Genomic DNA, 16,216 nt, shown 5'->3' with positions numbered 1-16,216 from the left:
CCGACGACGCGCACCGCGCTGCGCCTGGCGATCCTCGCCGAACGCCGGACCGTCGTGGTCGGCGCTGCGTGACCGGGCGAGATCGACGACACGGTGCTGCGCCGCCTCCAGGGCGGCTCGACTCCGAGGAACTCCACCTGCTGCGCCACGTACCGGTCAGACTCGCAGGGACTGACCGAGGGACCGCCTGTCTCACCGACCTGCTGTCTCACCGACCCGCTGACTCACTGACTGGCACAGGTCCGCACCGTGCAGCCAGTAGCCTCGTGCGACATGGGAATACGTCGGACCGATGTCGAAGCGAGTTACGCGACCCACGACGAGATGGAGCGGGTGCTCGAGGCTGGCGGAGGCGGTCGACGAGCCCGTCACCCTCACGATCGCGTGGGAGGGCGGTGTGGCCGCGACTCCACGGCGTGCTGGTGTGCCATGGCGGCCATGCGCGCGCTCTGGGAACACTGGGCGCCGGCGCCTACCCTCGAGCAGCCGCATCAGCCGGATCAGCCGGAATCTCGGCGCATCTCCGGCGGAGTTCGGCCCTTCACGCTCTACCGCCGCCGGGCGGGCGGGCGCACGGCGGTCGCCCGTGACGGCGTGGTCGCCGCCGAGCTCCTCGACCCGGCCGAGGCGCGCTGGCTGGAGGAGAAGCGCCCGCAACGTCCGCCAGGGCTTCATGGATCCGAGGCAGAAGGCGGCGCCTCGAGGAGTTCCTCGCCCGGCAGGCCGCACGCGAGAAACAGTGACGCACGAGTAGCTGGGGCGCAGGGGCGGGCCGCCGGAGACCGGCGCGGCCCGCCCGGGCACCGGTGGGTTCAGTCCTGCAGCGGCGGGGGCGGCGGGGTCGGTGCCCCGGCCGGGAGCGATCTTCGCGTACGTACGGGAGACGGCGGTCTCGCCGCCCGCGTTCTCGTCGTGCTGCTCGGGCCGGTCCTCGGGCGGCGGCAGCGCGGCGCGCTTGGCGCCCGGGTCCCAGCCGGTCTCCACGACCCGCTTCTGCCACACGATCGCCGCGCCGAGGATGACGAGTCCGACCACGAGCATCAGGACGATCCCCGCCACGCTGCCGGCCTTCGCGACGTTGCCGAGGATCAGGCCGAGCCAGCCGAAGTCGGCGTCACCGAACGTCGTGTTGGCCGACCCGAACGAGCCGAGGACGCCGAGAGGCGGAACGCGGGCGGAAGGTGATCAGGACGCCGTTCAGGAACGAGCCGATGGCCGCTCCCGCCGGCCGCCGGTCGCGTTGCCGAAGACGCCCGCCGCACCACCGGTGAAGAAGTGCGGACGAGTCCGGGCAGCACCAGGGCCGTGCCGAAGGCGGGCTTGAACACGCGCGACGAGCAGCCCCAGGCTGACCAGGCCGCCGACGAACGAGCAGGTAGAAGCCGACGAGCACGGCGTTCTGCGCGTACACGGGAAGACGATCGGCGCGTCCAGGGCCGGGATGGCGCCGGGCACGACCTTCTGCGCGGTGATGCCCTGGAAGGCGGTGGGACGAGAGCTCGCCGAGGATGGTGCGCACACCGAGCAGGATCACGGCGACGGCGATGCCGAACTGCAGCCCCTGACCGAGCGCCGCCATCAGGTAGTTGCCGGCGTCGCCGAGCGCGCGCCGCCGTCCGTATGAAGCGCAGAGCCTTGAACGCCTCTGCTGCCACGACCTTGGCGAGGAAGATGATGGCCATGATCGTGTAGATCAGGACCATCGACAGGGCGGTAGGCCACCATCGAGTCGCGCAGGAAGCGCAGCCCGCACGGGCAGGTTCATCTCTCCGATGGAGCGGCTCTTCTTGCCGACCACCTGACCGGTGGCCCGGAGACGATGTACCCGGCGGTCCCGAAGTGCCCGACGGCGACCGTGTTGTTGCCGGTGACGCGCTTGGTCCACGGATGCGCGAAGGCGGGCATGGAGACCAGCATGATGCCCAGGAGCGCGCGCGCCGACGACGACCACGGCCAGGAAGTGACTCCCGCCGTGGCCATCACCTCATGTGTCGCGCAGGGTGGCCATGAACAGCATGTGATGCCCGGTCAGGAACACGTACGACAGCGGGGTGAACCGGGCGAGGAGCAGGCTGATGAGGAAGCCGAGGATCATCAGCCACGCGACGCGCGATCCGTACTCGGCCTGGGCGATGCCGACGATCGCCTCGTTCGTGGGGATCACGCCGTGCGAGCCGGTCGCACCCGTGATCATGGTGCCCAGCGGTGCGAGGGAGTTGGTGACCAGCGTGGCGCCCGCGCCGATCAGCAGGAAGCCGAGCGTCGCCTTGATGGCGCCGCCGATGATCTGCCCCGTCGTCTTCTTCAGGGCGATGAGACCGACGGCCGTGATGATGCCGATGAGGTACGCGGGGACGCTCAGGATCTCGTTGACGATGAACTTGGCGATGTCCACGAGGACATTCATGGGAACTCCGAACGGGGAAAGGGCAGGTGGAGCGGGGGTGGCGGCGTGGGTCAGACGTCGTAGAGGTCACGCAGGGCCGCGTCGACCTCCTTGGTGCTGGTGAAGTCCTCGATCACCCGCACCGGGATGCCGACGTCGCCGAGCGTGCGCCCGATCTCCCGCGACGTCATGATCGCGACGGCCTCGGACGCCTTGCCCTTCGCGGAGATGGTGTCGGTTGCCTCGGTGGTGATGTACCGGCCCCAGTTCCACCGGTCGAGCACCTTGTCCAGCGTGGACTTCAGGAACAGGCTCGTGCCGACGCCGTTGCCGCACACCGTCAGGATCTTGTGCATCCCATGGCCCGACTTCTTGGGCGCGGCCGCCTCGCCGCCCCCGGACGAGGCCGTGGGGGAGGAGGCCGCGTCGGACGGGGCCGTGTCGGTCGAGGCCGTGTCGCCCGCGAGGATCTGCCGCAGTGCCTGGGGTGTCGCCGCGTGGTCGAGGGCCGCCGAGGTGTCGGAGTCCGCGAGCAGCCGGGCCAGCGCGCCCATCGCCTCGGTGTGGGCACCGGCGTCGGTGGCGGCGAGCGCGACGACGAGGTGGACCGGATCGTTGGTCTCGTGGCCGAAGTTCACCGGGGAGGCGAGCCGCACCCAGGACATGCCGGTGCGGCGCACCGCGGGCGAGGGCCGGGCGTGCGCGAAGGCGAAGCCGGGCGCGATGACGATGTACGGCCCGTTCTCCGCGACGTTGCGGATCATCTCCTGTGTGTACGTGTCCGTACTGACACCGGTCTCCACCAACAGGTTTCCGGCCGTTCGCACCGCGGCCTGCCAATCGGGTGCGGCGACGTCGAGATGGATCGCCTCGACGGGGATCAGTTCACTCAGTTCGCTCATGAATGCAGTCGTGTGGACGTGCCGCGCCAGCGCACGGACGCCACACCGCGCGTTACTGATTCGTTATTCCCGCTGGCCCGGTCGGGGGATCTCCTGCCGTCAGGTGGTCCTGGGTCGGTGCCGGCTCGTGTTCGCTCCAGGGCCGGCCCGAGACGTCCGGCAGATGGTCCGGCTGCCGTGCCGTGTCGGGCCAGTGGCCGGGTTGCAGTGCGGGGTCGCGCTCGACGACGGGCTGCTGGAAAGGCATCGACTGCTCCGGGGAGACGGCGACCTGAGTCGCCTCCCCGGTCGAATGGCCGGTGGTTCCCGGCCGTACGTTGATCGTCGGCTGTCCGTCCGGGCCCGGCGGGGGACCCAGGCGCAGCCGGATCGTGTGCACCCGTGCGTCGCCCGACGTGGCCGAGCGCCCGCCGCCGGCCTCGGCTCCCGACAGCCACGGAAGAACCTGGAACTTGAGCTTCGCGTCCCCATGGGTCGTGCGCTCCCGAGTGACGGTCACCGAGAGCTCGATCTCTGCTTCCTGGACCACGAGCCCGTACGGATTGCCCGTGGCGGCGGCTCGCTGACTGGCGCGGCGCAAGTCGTCCCCCAGTGCGGACAGTACTTGCTCCAGGCCGAACCCTGTTCCCTCTGCTTCCCCGTTGTTCCCCATGCCCGCACGGTAGGTGATGCCGTGTCAGATCGGTGTCAGTGTGCGTGCGGGCCGCCTCTGGGACCTGAGGAGTCAGGGTGGGAACGGACGGTCTCAGGCCGATTCCGGCGCGGCGGAGGCGGCGACGGGTGCCGGCTCCGCGGCGGGGGAGGCCGCCGTGTAGAAGACGGAGGTCCCCTGCTTGCTGCGCTCCGCGTGGCCCTTGGCGACCAGGGCCTCCACGGTGCTGCGGACCACGGTCGTCTTGATGGTGCGGTCGGGGTGGGCCTGGGTGAGGGACTGGGTGATCTCGGTGGCGGACCGGGGCTCGCTCTGCTCGGTCAGGCAGGAGCGGACCAGGTCGACGAGCGTGGGGCCGGAGTCCTTGGCGGCGGCCTTGGCGGGCTTCGACGACTTCACGGCCTTGGCCGTCCTGCTCGCCTTGGCCTGCTTGGGCGCCTTGGTCGAGTTGGCCGAACCGGCCGACTTGGCCGCGGAGCGAGTGGACTGGGCGCGGGACTTGGGCGCGGACTTCGCCTTCGACTCGGCCTTCGGCTCGGACTTCGAGTCGGCCTTCGACGCGGTCGCGGGTTCGGCCGGCGCGGTCTCCTCGGGCTTGGTCTGCGCGGGAATGGCGGCCGCCGGGGCGGTGGGGAGTTCGGTGTCACTGCCGGAGAGCGCCTGCTGCATCCCGGCGAGCAACTCCTGGTCCTTGCGCAGGATCTCCAGCCGCTCCTCGAGCGCGGCGATCTCCGTGTTGACGGTCGCGAGGTCGGAGGTGAGCTGGGAGGTGTAACGGCTGGTGAGGTCGGAGGAAGGCTGGGCGGAACTGTTCGACATGGTGGGGCCCTTTCGTCAGTGCGTCTCGCGGAAGCCGGGGTACACACCCGCCACGGGGCGTGACCAGTCCCGGCACAAGTGGACGGTGCAACTCCTGTGGCCTGCTTGAGTGTAGGCGGCTTGTCAGTGAGTGAACCCTTCCGGGCGGATCGAGTGACTCGTCTCCGTCGAGAACCGGGCTCTGCGTACGTGCGGTAACTCGACTGTTCAGTGAACTGGCATACGGGTAACGGCAGGCCTCACCTCGTGTCCCGGTGGCCGGTCGGCCGTTGGGGGAGTCGTGAGCAGCACACCCGACAGCGGCACATCGACTGACCTGGCACCATGCGACTGGGCCGCGTTGCGTGGCCGCCGGGTCGTCCTCGACGACCGGCGGACCGGTGACGACGACCTCGCGGAGCGCGGGACGCGGCACCAGGGCGTGGTCAGTGACATCGGCGGAGGTGACACGGGCGCGGTCGAGTTGACCCTGACCCGCTACGACGGCAGCACGCGACTGCTGCGACCCGTCGGCCGGTTCACGGTGACCGACGGCGACACCGGTGACGTCCTCTACACGCCCACCCGCCCCACCGCACCGAGGATCCCGCAGGAGTTCATCGAGGCGGTGCGCAGTGTCGCCCCCGAGCGCTGGGACGACCTGGAGCGGTTGATGGCGACGATGTCGGTCGACGGGCTCCCGCCGCACGAGGCCGGGGAACTGGTCGACACCGCGACCCACGTCGAGTGGGAGTGCACACGCGAGCGCGACGTCCTGGACGATCCCACGTCACCGGCGACGGCGTACGCCCGGGCGGCACGTCATGTCGTCGAGACGTGGGAGGCCGATGCCCAGCCCCCTCGGGCGTGACCGGTTGCTGAGGACCGAGCGGGCGGCTTAGCGTCGTCGGATGGTGCAGAGTGCCGCGAAGGACGTCGACGCATACCTGGCCGAGGTGCCCGACGAGCGCAGGGAGGCCCTGACCGGACTGCGGGAGCTGTGCCGCCAGGAGCTGACGGGCTTCACTGAGGTCATGGCGTACGGCATGCCCGCGTACGAGCGGGACGGTGTCCCCGAGATCGCCTTCGCCAGCCAGAAGCAGTACGTCTCCTTCTACCTGATGCGCAGCGACGTGCGCGAGGCGTTCACCGAACGGCTGGCGGGTCAGGACATGGGCAAGGGATGCCTGCGGTTCCGCACGGTGCAGTCCATGGACTTCGTCCTCCTGCGGGACCTGCTGCGAGCGACCGCGACACGGCCCGGCACCGTCTGCTGAGCCGGGCCGCCGCCCGGGCGGCGGCCCTTCTCATCCCTCGATCAGCATCCCCACCGGAATCGGCCCCGACGGACTGCCCTGGGCCGTGCAACTCGTGGCCCGCCACCACCGCGAGGACCTCGCACTCGCAGCAGCCGGACTCCGGAGAACACCCTGGGCACCCTGCACCCACAGGCCCTCACCACCACCGGCTGAGCGAAAAATCGGGTGCTCGACCTCCGGTGGAGGAGGCAGGATCCCGGCATGGCCACCGAGATAGACGGGTTGATCGAATGCAGGCCGGGCGCGCGCCTGTGGGGTCCCGATGACGAGGACTCCGTCTGGTACGCGGCCGTCGAACTGTGGCTGCTCAACGTCGGCAACGCCTACGACGCGTTGGCCTGCCTGTTCGGGGTCCGTAACTCGTACGGCTTCCGCCCTCTCGCCGAGAACCGGGGGCTGCCGGCCGACGCGTCCGATGCCCTGGCCGCCCAGCACGCGGTCGGCGGAGCGCCCGAGGACGTGTACGGCCCCACATGGATCACCTGGTCCGAGCTGCTGCGCGTCGACTGGCAGGAGACCGATCTCGGCGGTACCCGAACCCGCGCCCAGGCCGCGGGCGACGCCACGCACTGGGGGCCCGCCTGGAGCGTGATGCGGCTGCTGAGCGAGCTGCACGGGGCGGCCAACGTGCGGCTCGTCGTCTGGTTCTCCTGACTGCAGGGCGACTGCGTGCGGAGGCTTCTTGTTCGTGTTCGTCTGTGCCCGCTGCGACGCGGAACTGACCGTCCCCGTGACCGAGGTCGCCCTTCCGGTTCACGCCCACCAGATCTACGGGAACGGGGCCCAACTCCCGGTCCTCATGGAGGCGGGGACGTTCGCCGTGGACCCGGAGCCCTCGGGGCCTCCCTGGTTGATGTGGGACGAGATCGACGCGGGCGATGCTGAGGCCCGCGGCTTCTACGCGCCGGTCTGGTCCCTGTCCATGGGAGCACCTGGCGCGGTCGTGGTCGCCCCGGGTGATGTCCGGGGTACCCACCTGGTTCCGGAGGCGGGCGGCGGGGCCTGTTGCGGCCTCGACGGGAGGGACGGGCCGAATGCGGTCTGCGAGGCGTGTGGCCGGCCCGTGGCGACGCGGCTCGACGACTGTTCGCTCTGGCAGGCGGTGTGGCTGGAGCCGACTGCCGTGCGTCGCCTGCCTGTTGGCGGTGCGGACGATGCGCAGCTCTCCTGGGACGAACTGGTGGGGACGGTGCACAGCACGCCGCCGGTGGAGCCGATCGGCACGTGGGGAGGCGGGCGCTTCGGAAGGAGTCACTACTGGTCGTGGAGTCCGCGGTGGGAAGCGGCGGCCGGCAAGGCTCTGGCCCACCTGCTGGCGGCGTCCGAACGGCGTCCGGTCACGGTGCCGGGCGGCCTGACCGCCGACGTGTTCCAGCGTGCCCTCGACGCCATGCTTCCCGCGGGTGGCCCGAGTCGGCGTGCGGTGCTGGCCGGGCCTGGGCGGCCCGCACCTGACGCGGGCGCCGACATCCTCCTCGTACCGGTCCATCCGCGGACGGGCCTAACCTGGACACCGCCCGATCCGACGGCAGTGACCCACCTGGTTCCGCTGCCGCTCGGGATATGGCTGTGGCTGACCTCGCCGCGGCCGCACCTGCCGACCCCCGCTTCGGGTGGTCTGCCCGGCGGCGTCGTGCGCGACGACCCGCTCCCACCGCGCCCCAACTCCCTGTTCCAGGTGGACGCGCGAACGTTCCACCACACGATGGCCCGATTGCCGGCCGCCCGTAGCCGATGGCTGCACGAGATCCTCCAGAAGCTTCCGGAATACACGTCGCGCGGTCTCTTCTAGCGGCCTCGTGGACCAGCGGCAGCACCCCGGATCAGCTGGTGCCCGTCCGCCCGGCAGTCCCGGTCCTGGGGTGGTTGGCGTGGAAGCGCGCCTTCTTCTGGCGGTTCCCGCACGTGTTCATGTCGCACCATTTGCGGGTGCGGCTCTGGCTGCTGTCGAAGAACGCCGCTCGGCAGGTCGGTGACGCGCACAGGGCCAGCTTTCCGTCGCGCTCGCCCGCGACGATGCCGATCGCGTCGGCGGCGATGACGCCCAGGGCGTCCTCCACGCAGGACGCCGGGTCAAGGCGCCATCGACGGCTTCCCTCGGGCGTCAGAACGGCTGCGGCCCGGCCCCGGACGCTCACGTCGTTGAGGACGTCGACAGCGGACGCGGGGAGTGCTTCGTGGAGCGCGGCCGCCGTCGCCGCGGCATGCACCGCTTCCCTGAGTTCCCTGGCGCGTTCGAGCTGGGCGGTGGTGCAGGAGTCCACGGCCAGGCCGCTCACCGCCAGCCAGTCGACGAGCCGCCGCGGCGTGGGAATCCGCTCCACAGGTGTGCCGTGACGCTCCGAGAGGGTCCCCGTGAAGCTGGTCGCCAGCACGGTGCCGAGGCGGAAGTCAGGAAACTCAGCGGGCATGGAACCACCTTAGCCCAGGCGGAAGTTCCGGGTTCCGACGCCGTGACCTGCGGCCTTCCTGAAGCGCCTCGGCCGCCTGGTTGAAGGCGCCATGGATGCGTGCTAGAACCGGCTAAGCCGGTTCCGCGATGGCCAGGAGGTTCCATGTCCAGCCCAAGCAGCGACGTGCAGGCATTCGAAGCCCGTGCGAGCGAAGCCGACCTCGACGATCTGCGCGCGCGGCTGGCCGCGGCGCGGCTGCCGGAGGCCGAGACGGTCCACGGCGCCGGGCCGGGCCCCGGCCGATGGGACCAGGGCGTTCCCCTCGCCGACCTCGTCGACGTCGTGAACTACTGGCGCACCGGGTACGACTGGCGGTCGTTCGAGGAGCGCCTCGACCGGATCGGCCAGTTCCGCACGACCGTCGACGGCCTGGGCATCCACTTCCTGCACCGCCGGTCCCCGCGCGCCGATGCCACCCCGCTGATCGTGACGCACGGCTGGCCCGGCAGTATCGCCGAGTTCGTCGACGTGGTGGACGAGCTGGCGGACCCGAAGGACGCGGACGCGCCCGCCTTCCACGTCGTCGTCCCGTCGCTGCCGGGCTTCGGCCACAGCGACAAGCCGGCCGCCACCGGATGGGGCACCGAACGGATCGCGGCCGCATGGGTGGACCTGATGGGAAGGCTCGGCTACCGCACCTTCCTGGCGCACGGCGGTGACTGGGGAGGCAACATCACGACCGTGCTCGCCGGCCGGTTCCCGGCGCATGTCCTCGGCATCCACACGACGTTCGCCGAGGGACCGCCCGGACTGACCACGGACGGGCTGACGGCGGTCGAACGCCGGTGGACCGAGGAGACCCACCACTTCTGGCGCCAGCGCGCGGCGTACGCGAAGCAGCAGGCGACCCGGCCGCAGACCATCGGCTACTCGCTCGTCGACTCGCCGGTCGGGCTCCTCGCCTGGATCCTCGACAAGTTCGCCGAGTGGTCGGACACCGAGGACAGCCCGTTCGAGACGATCTCCCGGGACCGGATCCTCGACGACGTCACCCTGTACTGGCTGACGCGGACCGGAGCATCGGCGGCCCGCATCTACTACGAGAGCCACAACTCCCTGGACCCCGAACTCCGGGTCGACGTCCCGGCGGCCGTCACCATGTACCCCCGCGACATCGAGAAGTACCCGCGCGCCTGGGCGCAGGAGCGGTACCGGCAGATCGTCCGGTGGCGCACGCCCGAAGCCGGGGGGCACTTCCCGTCGCTGGAGGTCCCCGAGTACTTCGTCGAGGATCTGCGAGAAGGCCTCGCGGCAGTACTGGCGGCTGCCGGCCGCTGAACACCGGTTCGAGGCGGCACGCCGCGGCACGCCGCGGCACCACGCGGCACGGCGCGAAACGGCGCGACACGACACGACGACACCTCCGTGTCCGCGACGCGGAGGGGCCCGCCCAGTAGCGTCGGCCCCGTGAGCGGAGACGATGCGAACCGGCGGTGGACGCGGTCCATGCCCGAGGCCTATGAGCGCTACCTGGTACCGGTGTTCTTCAGTCCCTTCGCCGCCGATCTGGCGGCCAGGGCGGCAGCACTGCGGCCCCGTGCCGTCCTCGAACTGGCCGCCGGGACAGGGGCGTTGACGTCGGAGCTGCTCGCCGGGGCGCCCGACGCCTCGGTGGTGGCGACCGACCTGAACGAGGCGATGGTCGAGTGCGGGTCGGCCCGGCAGCCGCGGGCACGGTGGCGGCAGGCCGACGCCCAGGAGCTGCCGTTCGCGGACGGCGCCTTCGACCTCGTCGTCTGCCAGTTCGGGGTGATGTTCTTCCCGGACAGACCCGGCGCCTACGGGGAGGTGCGCCGGGTCCTCGCCCCGCAGGGAAGGTTCCTGTTCAGCAGCTGGGGCCCGCTGGCCTCGCACGGTTTCGGGGCGGCGTTCCAGGCCGCTCTCGAGGCGGCGATCCCCGAAGGGGCGCCCTCCTTCCTGCCCGACGTGCCGCACGGGTACAGCGATCCGGACGTCGTGGCCGCGGACCTGGCCGCCGCCGGGCTGGTGCTGGACTCGGCGGAGGAAGTGACGCTGGACGGCGTCGCGGAGTCGGCGGCCTCCGTCGCCACCGGGTTCCTCACCGGCACGCCGGTGAGCGCGGCGGTGGCGGCTCGCGGTGACGCGGAGGCCGTCCGGGCCGCCGTGACCCGGGAGATGACGGACCGGCTGGGGACAGGACCGGTGACGGCGTCGATGTCGGCGATGGTCTACACGGCCCGGCGCGACGTCTGAGACTGTCGGTGGGGTGCGGTGGAATGGTCGCGTGACCGTACACGAGGTGGCCCGGGCCCTGCCGGGCATCGAGGACCTGCGCGACCACTGCCGTGGCCTCGCGACGCTGGACGCCGTGCTCTGCCCGGAGTGGGACTACCGGTTCTTCTCCTTCGACGCGCACTGGGCCGAGGGTGAGCACTTGGCGTCGATGCGCGACGGGATGGGCAGCGAGTTCTCGATCGTGTTCTCGGCCGCCGGTGCGTACGTCCGCGGCTTCGACCACCGGTCCCTCATGAGCCCGTGGGCCAGCCCGGACGTCCCCGCCGTGTGGCCCGGCGTGCTGGACGAGGTGCCGGACGTCTTCCGCGCGTACGTCAGCGAACCGGCCTTCCGCGACAAGGACGGGGTGCCCACCGTCACGTGCTGCCTGTGGCGGGAGGCGGGCGACACCGCCTGGCGGGCGGGCGCCGTCGAGTTCCCCGAGGGCGGCGACGGCGACCCGGACGGGGCGGACGTCCTCTTCGAGCTCCTCGTCGACCGCTCGCCGCAGGCCTACGCGGCGTGGGCGTCGGACTACTACGAGACGACCGTGGACGCCGAGGCGGTCCGTGCCGTGCTGACCGGGCGCCCCCTGACGCGGCAGCTCGTCGCCGGACTGAACCCGGACGTCGAACTCGCCGATCTGGCCGCGGACATCGAGCGGATCGGATGACCCGACGCCCGCCGCCCGCCGCCCGCCGCCCTGCCGGCCCCGTCAGGAGTGCAGCGTGGTCCGCGGCGTGCAGCCGTATTCGGCGCGGTAGGCGGCGGAGAAGCGGCTCGGGTGGAGGAATCCCCACTGGGCGGCGATCTGGGTGACGGTCACCCCGGTGAGCGGGTCGGCGGCCTTGAGGGCGGCGTGGGCGTGGCCGAGGCGGACACGCCGCAAGTAGGCCATCGGCGTGGTGTCCAGGTGCTGCCGGAAGGCGGACTGCAGGGCGCGGGGGGTGACCTGGGCGGCGGCCGCGATGTCGCTGAGGCCGATGTCGGTGTGCGCGTGCTCGTCGATGTACGCCGTCGCGCGGACCGTCGTCGAAGGGGTGGCGTCACGGGTGTCGGGCAGGGTCGGCTCGTGGCCCATGACCGTGTTGGGGAAGACCTGGAGGACCGCTCCGGCCAGCAGCCGGGCCACCGGGCCGATGAGCAGCGGGCCCGCGTCGGCCCCGAGTTCGCAGACACTGCGCGCGTAGGCGCGCATCCGTTCCCAGTGGGCGGCGTGTTGCGGATCGGCCGGGACGAGGCCGGTGAACCGCAGAGGGCGCACGCGGCGTGCGTCGACGGTGGCCGCGGCCTGGCCGAGGAGACCGGCGGGCAGGGTGACGGCCGACGCGAGGACGTCCGCCGCGGCACCCGAGCACTCCTGCGTCGGCACGTGGCCCACGTAGACGTCTCCCGCGGCGTAGTGGCCGTCCTGCCGGCCCAAGCGGCGCCGCACCTGGCCGCTCTCGATGCTCACCACGACCAGATTGCCCTGCGGCTCCTTGGCGAACTCGAAGCGCGCGGGCAGTGCCATCTCGCTGTACTCGAAGGCGTCGGCGTCGAACCGCCGCATGAGGTGCTCCCGGCCGCGCGGCACCGACCTCGCGCGGAACTCCCGCCCGTAGGCAGCCTGCAGCAGACCCTGCGCCTCGTGCCCCGAGCGCGTACGCGTCTCGGTGAGTTTTACCGGCCCGTCGCTCACAACTCCGACTCCGATTCAGGGCATGGGCGCACGCTAGCCATCGAACTGGCATATGCCTCCGTAGATTACCCGACGAGTGCAGACCGTGCGGGGCTTCCGTCCTGATTCGCAGGTCAGAGCGCGGTGAGTTCGGCGCGGCCCTCGGTGATCTCGGAGGCCACCTCCGCGATCTTCCGTTGGTGGGAGCGGGCGTAACTGCGCAGGCGGGCGAAGGCCTCGTCCAGGGGGACGCCGAACCGGACCGACAGCATCCCCTTGGCCTGCTCGATGACGACCCGGCTGGTCAGCGCGTGCTGGAGCTGCGCGGCCAGGGCACGACCTTGCTCCACCTCCCGCAGCAGGAACAGTGCGTCGGCCGTCATCCTCGTGTGCGAGCGGACCAGCGTCAGGGCCCGCTCGTCCAGGGACCGCCCCTGGCCGCTGACCAGGATGAGCGCACCGACCGGGGCGCCGGCACCGGACAGCGGCAGCGCCGTGACCCGGTCCACTCCCAGTGCCCTGGCGCGCGGCACCCAGCGGGGCCAGCGCACCCGGGCCGGCGCGCTCGTCACGTCCAGGTCGACGAGTGGACGGTCCGTGATGCGTGCCTCGGGTCCCGGGCCTTCGTTCCATGCCGCGGCATCGGCCGTCAGCGCACGGACCGCGCTGCTGGTCCCCTCCGCCACGACGGCGCTGCTGCCCTGCGGCACGTAGTGCACGGCCGCGTCGGGGACACCTGCCAGCTGCCGGACGCTATCCACGAACGTGGCCAGCACTCTCGTCACGTCGTGCGGCTCACGATCCGCTTCGCCCATCAACCGCGCAGCCGCAGAAGCGAGTTCCACATCCAACAACATCACGACGACAACCCCTCGAACCATCCCACGGGCGCACCCGTCATCCCGGGCCGGAGCCGCAGGCCGAATCCCCACCCTCATCATCACGACCACAGGCCCCGTCGCGCCGCCCGCAAAACGACGGACCGACGGTCAACTGTCCGCAAAACGCACAGGTCTGCAGACGTTCGACCGTCGTCAGCCCGTCACCAGCCGGTCAGCAGCAGATGGTTGACGGCCAGGGCGACCACCGCCTGCGCGGCGAGCCATCCTCGCGGCCTGGGCAGGAACGCACCGGCGGCGAGCAGCCACAGGGCGAAGGGCAGCCAGATGCGTTCCGTCTCCGCCTTGCTCATGCCGGACAGGTCGGCGAGGAGCAGGGCCAGCAGAGCGGCAAGGGCGAGGACGGCGAGGCGGACCTCGGGTTCGGCGAGGCGCGCGCGAAGTCCGGCGCGCGGCAGCAGTGCTGCCCCGGCGCGGCGCAGACCCGCCACCGTCGCCGGTCCCGCGATCAGGACCGTACAGGCGAGATTGGCCCACACCCAGTACCAGTAGGGGCGGATGCCGCCCGCGCCCTGGTAGTAGCGGGTGACCAACAGGCGGTACGCCTCCCACCAGTTGAACCCGAGGAGGGTGAACACCGCCGGGACGACGAGCAGTCCGCCGAGCAGCGGCAGCGCCAGCCGCACCGGTCGCTCGCGGACGCGCCGGTGGCCGATGAGTAGCACCGCGCCCGCGATGACGGCGAACAGCGTGAGGCCGTAGCTGAGATAGCAGGTCAGACCGAACAGGAGACCGGCACCCGCCGCCCACCACGGGGAGCGTCCGGTGACGGCCAGGGCGAGCAGGGCCACGGCCCAGGCGGCGACGGCCGCGAAGTACGCGTCGGCCGACGCCCCCATCCACACCGCGGCCGGGGCGAGGACCAGGAACGGCGCCGCCCGCCGCGCCAACTCCTCGGAGGCGAGCGCCCGTACGGCGATCAGGACCGCCACGCAGGCACTCGCGCCGGTGACCACGCACCACGTGCCCGCCCATCCGCCGCCGCCGAGCCCCGCACGGTCGAGGAGGACGAAGGTGAGCGGGGCGGCCGGCGGATGGCCCGCGGTGTGGGCGGGCCAGTGGTCGGGGGAGTCGATGAGGATGTGGTGCGTGTAGTCCCGCACGGTCGCGGGGATGTCCTGGAAGCGGTCGATGACCCGCAAGTACTCGTACTTGGTGGTGAGCCGGCGGGCGATGCCCCGGTGCCAGCCGTCGATGAGGGCGAGGGAGAGGATCCAGGCGGTCGCCGTCGCCCAGGACGCGGCGAGCAGGGTCCGCCAGCGCAGCCGTGCGGCGAGGGCCGGACCGTACGCCACGACCGCCGCCGCCACCACGAGTGCGGCGGGGGTGCCGGGGCCGGCGTGCGGCAGCCAGTCGGCGTACAGCGGCGGCCAGCCGACGTGCAGGGTGTGGGCGGTGTCCTCGACGTGCCGGCCGACCAGCACGGCGGCCACCACGAGGACGGCGCCGGCCGATGCGGCGCACACGTCCCGGCGGTTGCCGCCGGTGTCCGGCGCGGGACGGGACGAGGGCGTGGGGCGGACGGAGCGGCTGGTGCGGATCACAGGGGAACGCTAGGCCGGGAAAGGACACGGACCCCGCCGTCCGGGCCGGACGTCAGCGTTTCGTCATGAGTCGCGCACCCTTTTGCCGGGGGTCGCCGCCCTACCGTCACAGCATGCGCGACTCCCTCCGTCTGCCCACCTCGCCCGGATTCTGGCGCAGCCCGCTGCGCGGCACCCGGTTCACGTCGGTGCTCGGCCTCGTCCTGCTCGTCGGCATCGTCGTCGTGTTCGTGACGGGACTGCTCTCGTACGCGGCGTACAACCCTGACCTCGCGGCGGTGAACGACAAGACTCCCGGCAAGGGGCTGCTCGGCTTCTACCTGTTCTCCTGGCCCACCGACCCGCACTGGCTGTACCGCCTCACCCAGGGCGTCCACGTCACGCTCGGCATCACCCTGATCCCGGTGCTGCTCGCCAAGCTGTGGTCGGTGGTGCCGAAGCTGTTCGAGCTGCCCCCGGTGCGCTCCGTCGCCCACGGTCTGGAGCGGCTCTCGCTCGTCCTGCTCGTCGGCGGCGGACTGTTCGAGTTCACGACGGGCGTGCTCAACGTCCAGCTCGACTACCTCTTCCCCGGCTCCTTCTATCCGCTGCACTTCTACGGGGCATGGGTGTTCTTCGCCGCGTTCCTCGCGCACGCGGCGCTGAAGGTGCCGACCGCGCTGCGCAACGTGCGCCGCATGCGGGCGGGCGAACCGGTCGACGGGGGACCGGCCCGTGAGGAGTCGACGGCGCCGACCCCGGATCCGCCGACCGTCTCCCGGCGCGGCGCGCTGGGGTTCGTCGCCGGGGGATCGCTGCTGCTGTTCGCCACGACGGCCGGGCGCAGCTTCGACGGACTGCGAGGTACGGCCCTGCTCGCCCCGCACGGCGGGGCGGACCCGGGCAGCGGACCGAACGGCTTCCAGATCAACAAGACCGCGGCGTACGCGGGCATCCGCGCCGCCGACACCGGCGCCGACAGCTGGCGCCTGACGGTGACGGGACGCGGCGGCACGGTCCGGCTCAGCCGCGCGGAACTGGACGGACTCGCCCGGCACAGTGCCGATCTGCCGATCGCCTGCGTCGAGGGCTGGTCGACGTCCGACCAGCGGTGGCGCGGGGTGCGGCTGCGCGACCTCGCGGCGCTGGTCGGCCACGACGGTGATCCGCCGGACGTGCTCGTCGAGTCCCTGCAGACGCACGGCGCGTTCCGCCACGCGGCGCTGCGCGCCAACCAGGTCGCCGATCCGCGCTCCCTGCTCGCGCTGTACGTCAACGGCGCACGGCTGTCCCCCGACCACGGTTACCCGGCGCGGATCATCGTGCCCGCCGCGCCCGGTGTGCTGAACACCAAGTGGGTGGCCCGGCTGACGTTCGGAAGGCCCTGAC

The 16,216-nt window shown here is 71.7% G+C and carries 19 protein-coding genes; 9 read left to right on the top strand and 10 right to left on the bottom strand.

Going from position 1 to position 16,216, the window contains the following annotated elements; translation table 11 throughout:
* Positions 1-1,197: 1,197 nt before the first annotated feature.
* A complete protein-coding gene (locus RBJ77_RS19050; RefSeq protein ID WP_372346122.1) occupies positions 1,198-1,455 on the bottom strand; it encodes a PTS transporter subunit IIC in 258 nt (85 codons plus the stop codon).
* On the opposite strand from RBJ77_RS19050, the gene RBJ77_RS19045 reads away from it, so the two are divergent.
* On the top strand, positions 1,442-1,624 hold the full coding sequence (locus tag RBJ77_RS19045; protein ID WP_372346339.1) for a hypothetical protein: 183 nt from the start codon (positions 1,442-1,444) through the stop codon (positions 1,622-1,624). The two genes, RBJ77_RS19050 and RBJ77_RS19045, sit on opposite strands and share 14 nt — an antisense overlap.
* Positions 1,625-1,761: 137 nt before the next feature.
* On the opposite strand, the gene RBJ77_RS19040 is transcribed toward RBJ77_RS19045, so the two are convergent.
* The 5 genes from RBJ77_RS19040 to RBJ77_RS19020 form a co-directional block, all read right to left on the bottom strand.
* A complete protein-coding gene (locus RBJ77_RS19040; RefSeq protein WP_372346121.1) occupies positions 1,762-1,980 on the bottom strand; it encodes a PTS transporter subunit IIC in 219 nt (72 codons plus the stop codon).
* A 4-nt stretch (positions 1,981-1,984) separates the two neighbouring features.
* Positions 1,985-2,407 (bottom strand): PTS transporter subunit IIC, encoded by a 423-nt coding sequence (locus RBJ77_RS19035; RefSeq protein ID WP_372346120.1) that lies wholly within the window; start codon positions 2,405-2,407, stop codon positions 1,985-1,987.
* Positions 2,408-2,457: 50 nt separating this feature from the next.
* Positions 2,458-3,288, bottom strand: coding sequence for a PTS sugar transporter subunit IIA (locus RBJ77_RS19030; protein WP_372346119.1), 831 nt, complete (start codon positions 3,286-3,288; stop codon positions 2,458-2,460).
* A 52-nt stretch (positions 3,289-3,340) separates the two neighbouring features.
* Positions 3,341-3,940: a trypco2 family protein gene (locus RBJ77_RS19025; RefSeq protein ID WP_372346118.1), complete on the bottom strand. Its 600-nt coding sequence runs from the start codon at positions 3,938-3,940 to the stop codon at positions 3,341-3,343.
* Positions 3,941-4,033: 93 nt separating this feature from the next.
* Positions 4,034-4,759 (bottom strand): hypothetical protein, encoded by a 726-nt coding sequence (locus tag RBJ77_RS19020; protein ID WP_372346117.1) that lies wholly within the window; start codon positions 4,757-4,759, stop codon positions 4,034-4,036.
* A gap of 280 nt (positions 4,760-5,039) precedes the next feature.
* On the opposite strand from RBJ77_RS19020, the gene RBJ77_RS19015 reads away from it, so the two are divergent.
* From RBJ77_RS19015 to RBJ77_RS19000, 4 genes are all read left to right on the top strand, one after another.
* Positions 5,040-5,609 carry a hypothetical protein gene (locus RBJ77_RS19015; protein WP_372346116.1) on the top strand — a complete coding sequence of 190 codons (570 nt, stop codon included), beginning with the start codon at positions 5,040-5,042 and terminating at the stop codon, positions 5,607-5,609.
* 40 nt (positions 5,610-5,649) lie between these two features.
* Positions 5,650-6,015: an iron chaperone gene (locus RBJ77_RS19010; RefSeq protein ID WP_372346115.1), complete on the top strand. Its 366-nt coding sequence runs from the start codon at positions 5,650-5,652 to the stop codon at positions 6,013-6,015.
* A gap of 243 nt (positions 6,016-6,258) precedes the next feature.
* Positions 6,259-6,711, top strand: a complete 453-nt coding sequence (locus RBJ77_RS19005; RefSeq protein WP_372346114.1) for a hypothetical protein — start codon at positions 6,259-6,261, stop codon at positions 6,709-6,711.
* A 28-nt stretch (positions 6,712-6,739) separates the two neighbouring features.
* Positions 6,740-7,849 carry a hypothetical protein gene (locus RBJ77_RS19000; RefSeq protein WP_372346113.1) on the top strand — a complete coding sequence of 370 codons (1,110 nt, stop codon included), beginning with the start codon at positions 6,740-6,742 and terminating at the stop codon, positions 7,847-7,849.
* A gap of 31 nt (positions 7,850-7,880) precedes the next feature.
* Here the strand turns inward: RBJ77_RS19000 and RBJ77_RS18995 are convergent, their stop codons facing one another.
* Positions 7,881-8,468: an ABATE domain-containing protein gene (locus RBJ77_RS18995; RefSeq protein ID WP_372346112.1), complete on the bottom strand. Its 588-nt coding sequence runs from the start codon at positions 8,466-8,468 to the stop codon at positions 7,881-7,883.
* Between the two features lie 144 nt (positions 8,469-8,612).
* On the opposite strand from RBJ77_RS18995, the gene RBJ77_RS18990 reads away from it, so the two are divergent.
* The 3 genes from RBJ77_RS18990 (at position 8,613) to RBJ77_RS18980 (ending at position 11,418) form a co-directional block, all read left to right on the top strand.
* On the top strand, positions 8,613-9,788 hold the full coding sequence (locus RBJ77_RS18990; RefSeq protein ID WP_372346111.1) for an epoxide hydrolase family protein: 1,176 nt from the start codon (positions 8,613-8,615) through the stop codon (positions 9,786-9,788).
* A gap of 168 nt (positions 9,789-9,956) precedes the next feature.
* The gene (locus RBJ77_RS18985) at positions 9,957-10,724 is read left to right on the top strand and encodes a class I SAM-dependent methyltransferase (protein ID WP_372346110.1); all 768 of its coding nucleotides are present in this window, start codon (positions 9,957-9,959) and stop codon (positions 10,722-10,724) included.
* Between the two features lie 31 nt (positions 10,725-10,755).
* Positions 10,756-11,418, top strand: coding sequence for a hypothetical protein (locus RBJ77_RS18980; protein WP_372346109.1), 663 nt, complete (start codon positions 10,756-10,758; stop codon positions 11,416-11,418).
* 42 nt (positions 11,419-11,460) lie between these two features.
* Here RBJ77_RS18980 and RBJ77_RS18975 read toward each other — a convergent pair whose 3' ends face one another.
* From RBJ77_RS18975 to RBJ77_RS18965, 3 genes are all read right to left on the bottom strand, one after another.
* Positions 11,461-12,426 carry a helix-turn-helix transcriptional regulator gene (locus RBJ77_RS18975; RefSeq protein WP_372346108.1) on the bottom strand — a complete coding sequence of 322 codons (966 nt, stop codon included), beginning with the start codon at positions 12,424-12,426 and terminating at the stop codon, positions 11,461-11,463.
* Between the two features lie 113 nt (positions 12,427-12,539).
* On the bottom strand, positions 12,540-13,190 hold the full coding sequence (locus RBJ77_RS18970; protein WP_372346107.1) for a GAF and ANTAR domain-containing protein: 651 nt from the start codon (positions 13,188-13,190) through the stop codon (positions 12,540-12,542).
* Between the two features lie 257 nt (positions 13,191-13,447).
* Complete coding sequence (locus RBJ77_RS18965; RefSeq protein WP_372346320.1) at positions 13,448-14,845, bottom strand: hypothetical protein; 1,398 nt, start codon at positions 14,843-14,845, stop codon at positions 13,448-13,450.
* 116 nt (positions 14,846-14,961) lie between these two features.
* On the opposite strand from RBJ77_RS18965, the gene RBJ77_RS18960 reads away from it, so the two are divergent.
* Positions 14,962-16,215, top strand: a complete 1,254-nt coding sequence (locus tag RBJ77_RS18960; RefSeq protein WP_372346106.1) for a molybdopterin-dependent oxidoreductase — start codon at positions 14,962-14,964, stop codon at positions 16,213-16,215.
* Position 16,216 lies beyond the last annotated feature (1 nt).

The organism is Streptomyces sp. KL116D (assembly GCF_030766975.1).
GTDB classification, from domain to species: Bacteria; Actinomycetota; Actinomycetes; order Streptomycetales; family Streptomycetaceae; genus Streptomyces; species Streptomyces longispororuber_A.
This window is presented reverse-complemented; position numbering and strand designations above follow the sequence as displayed.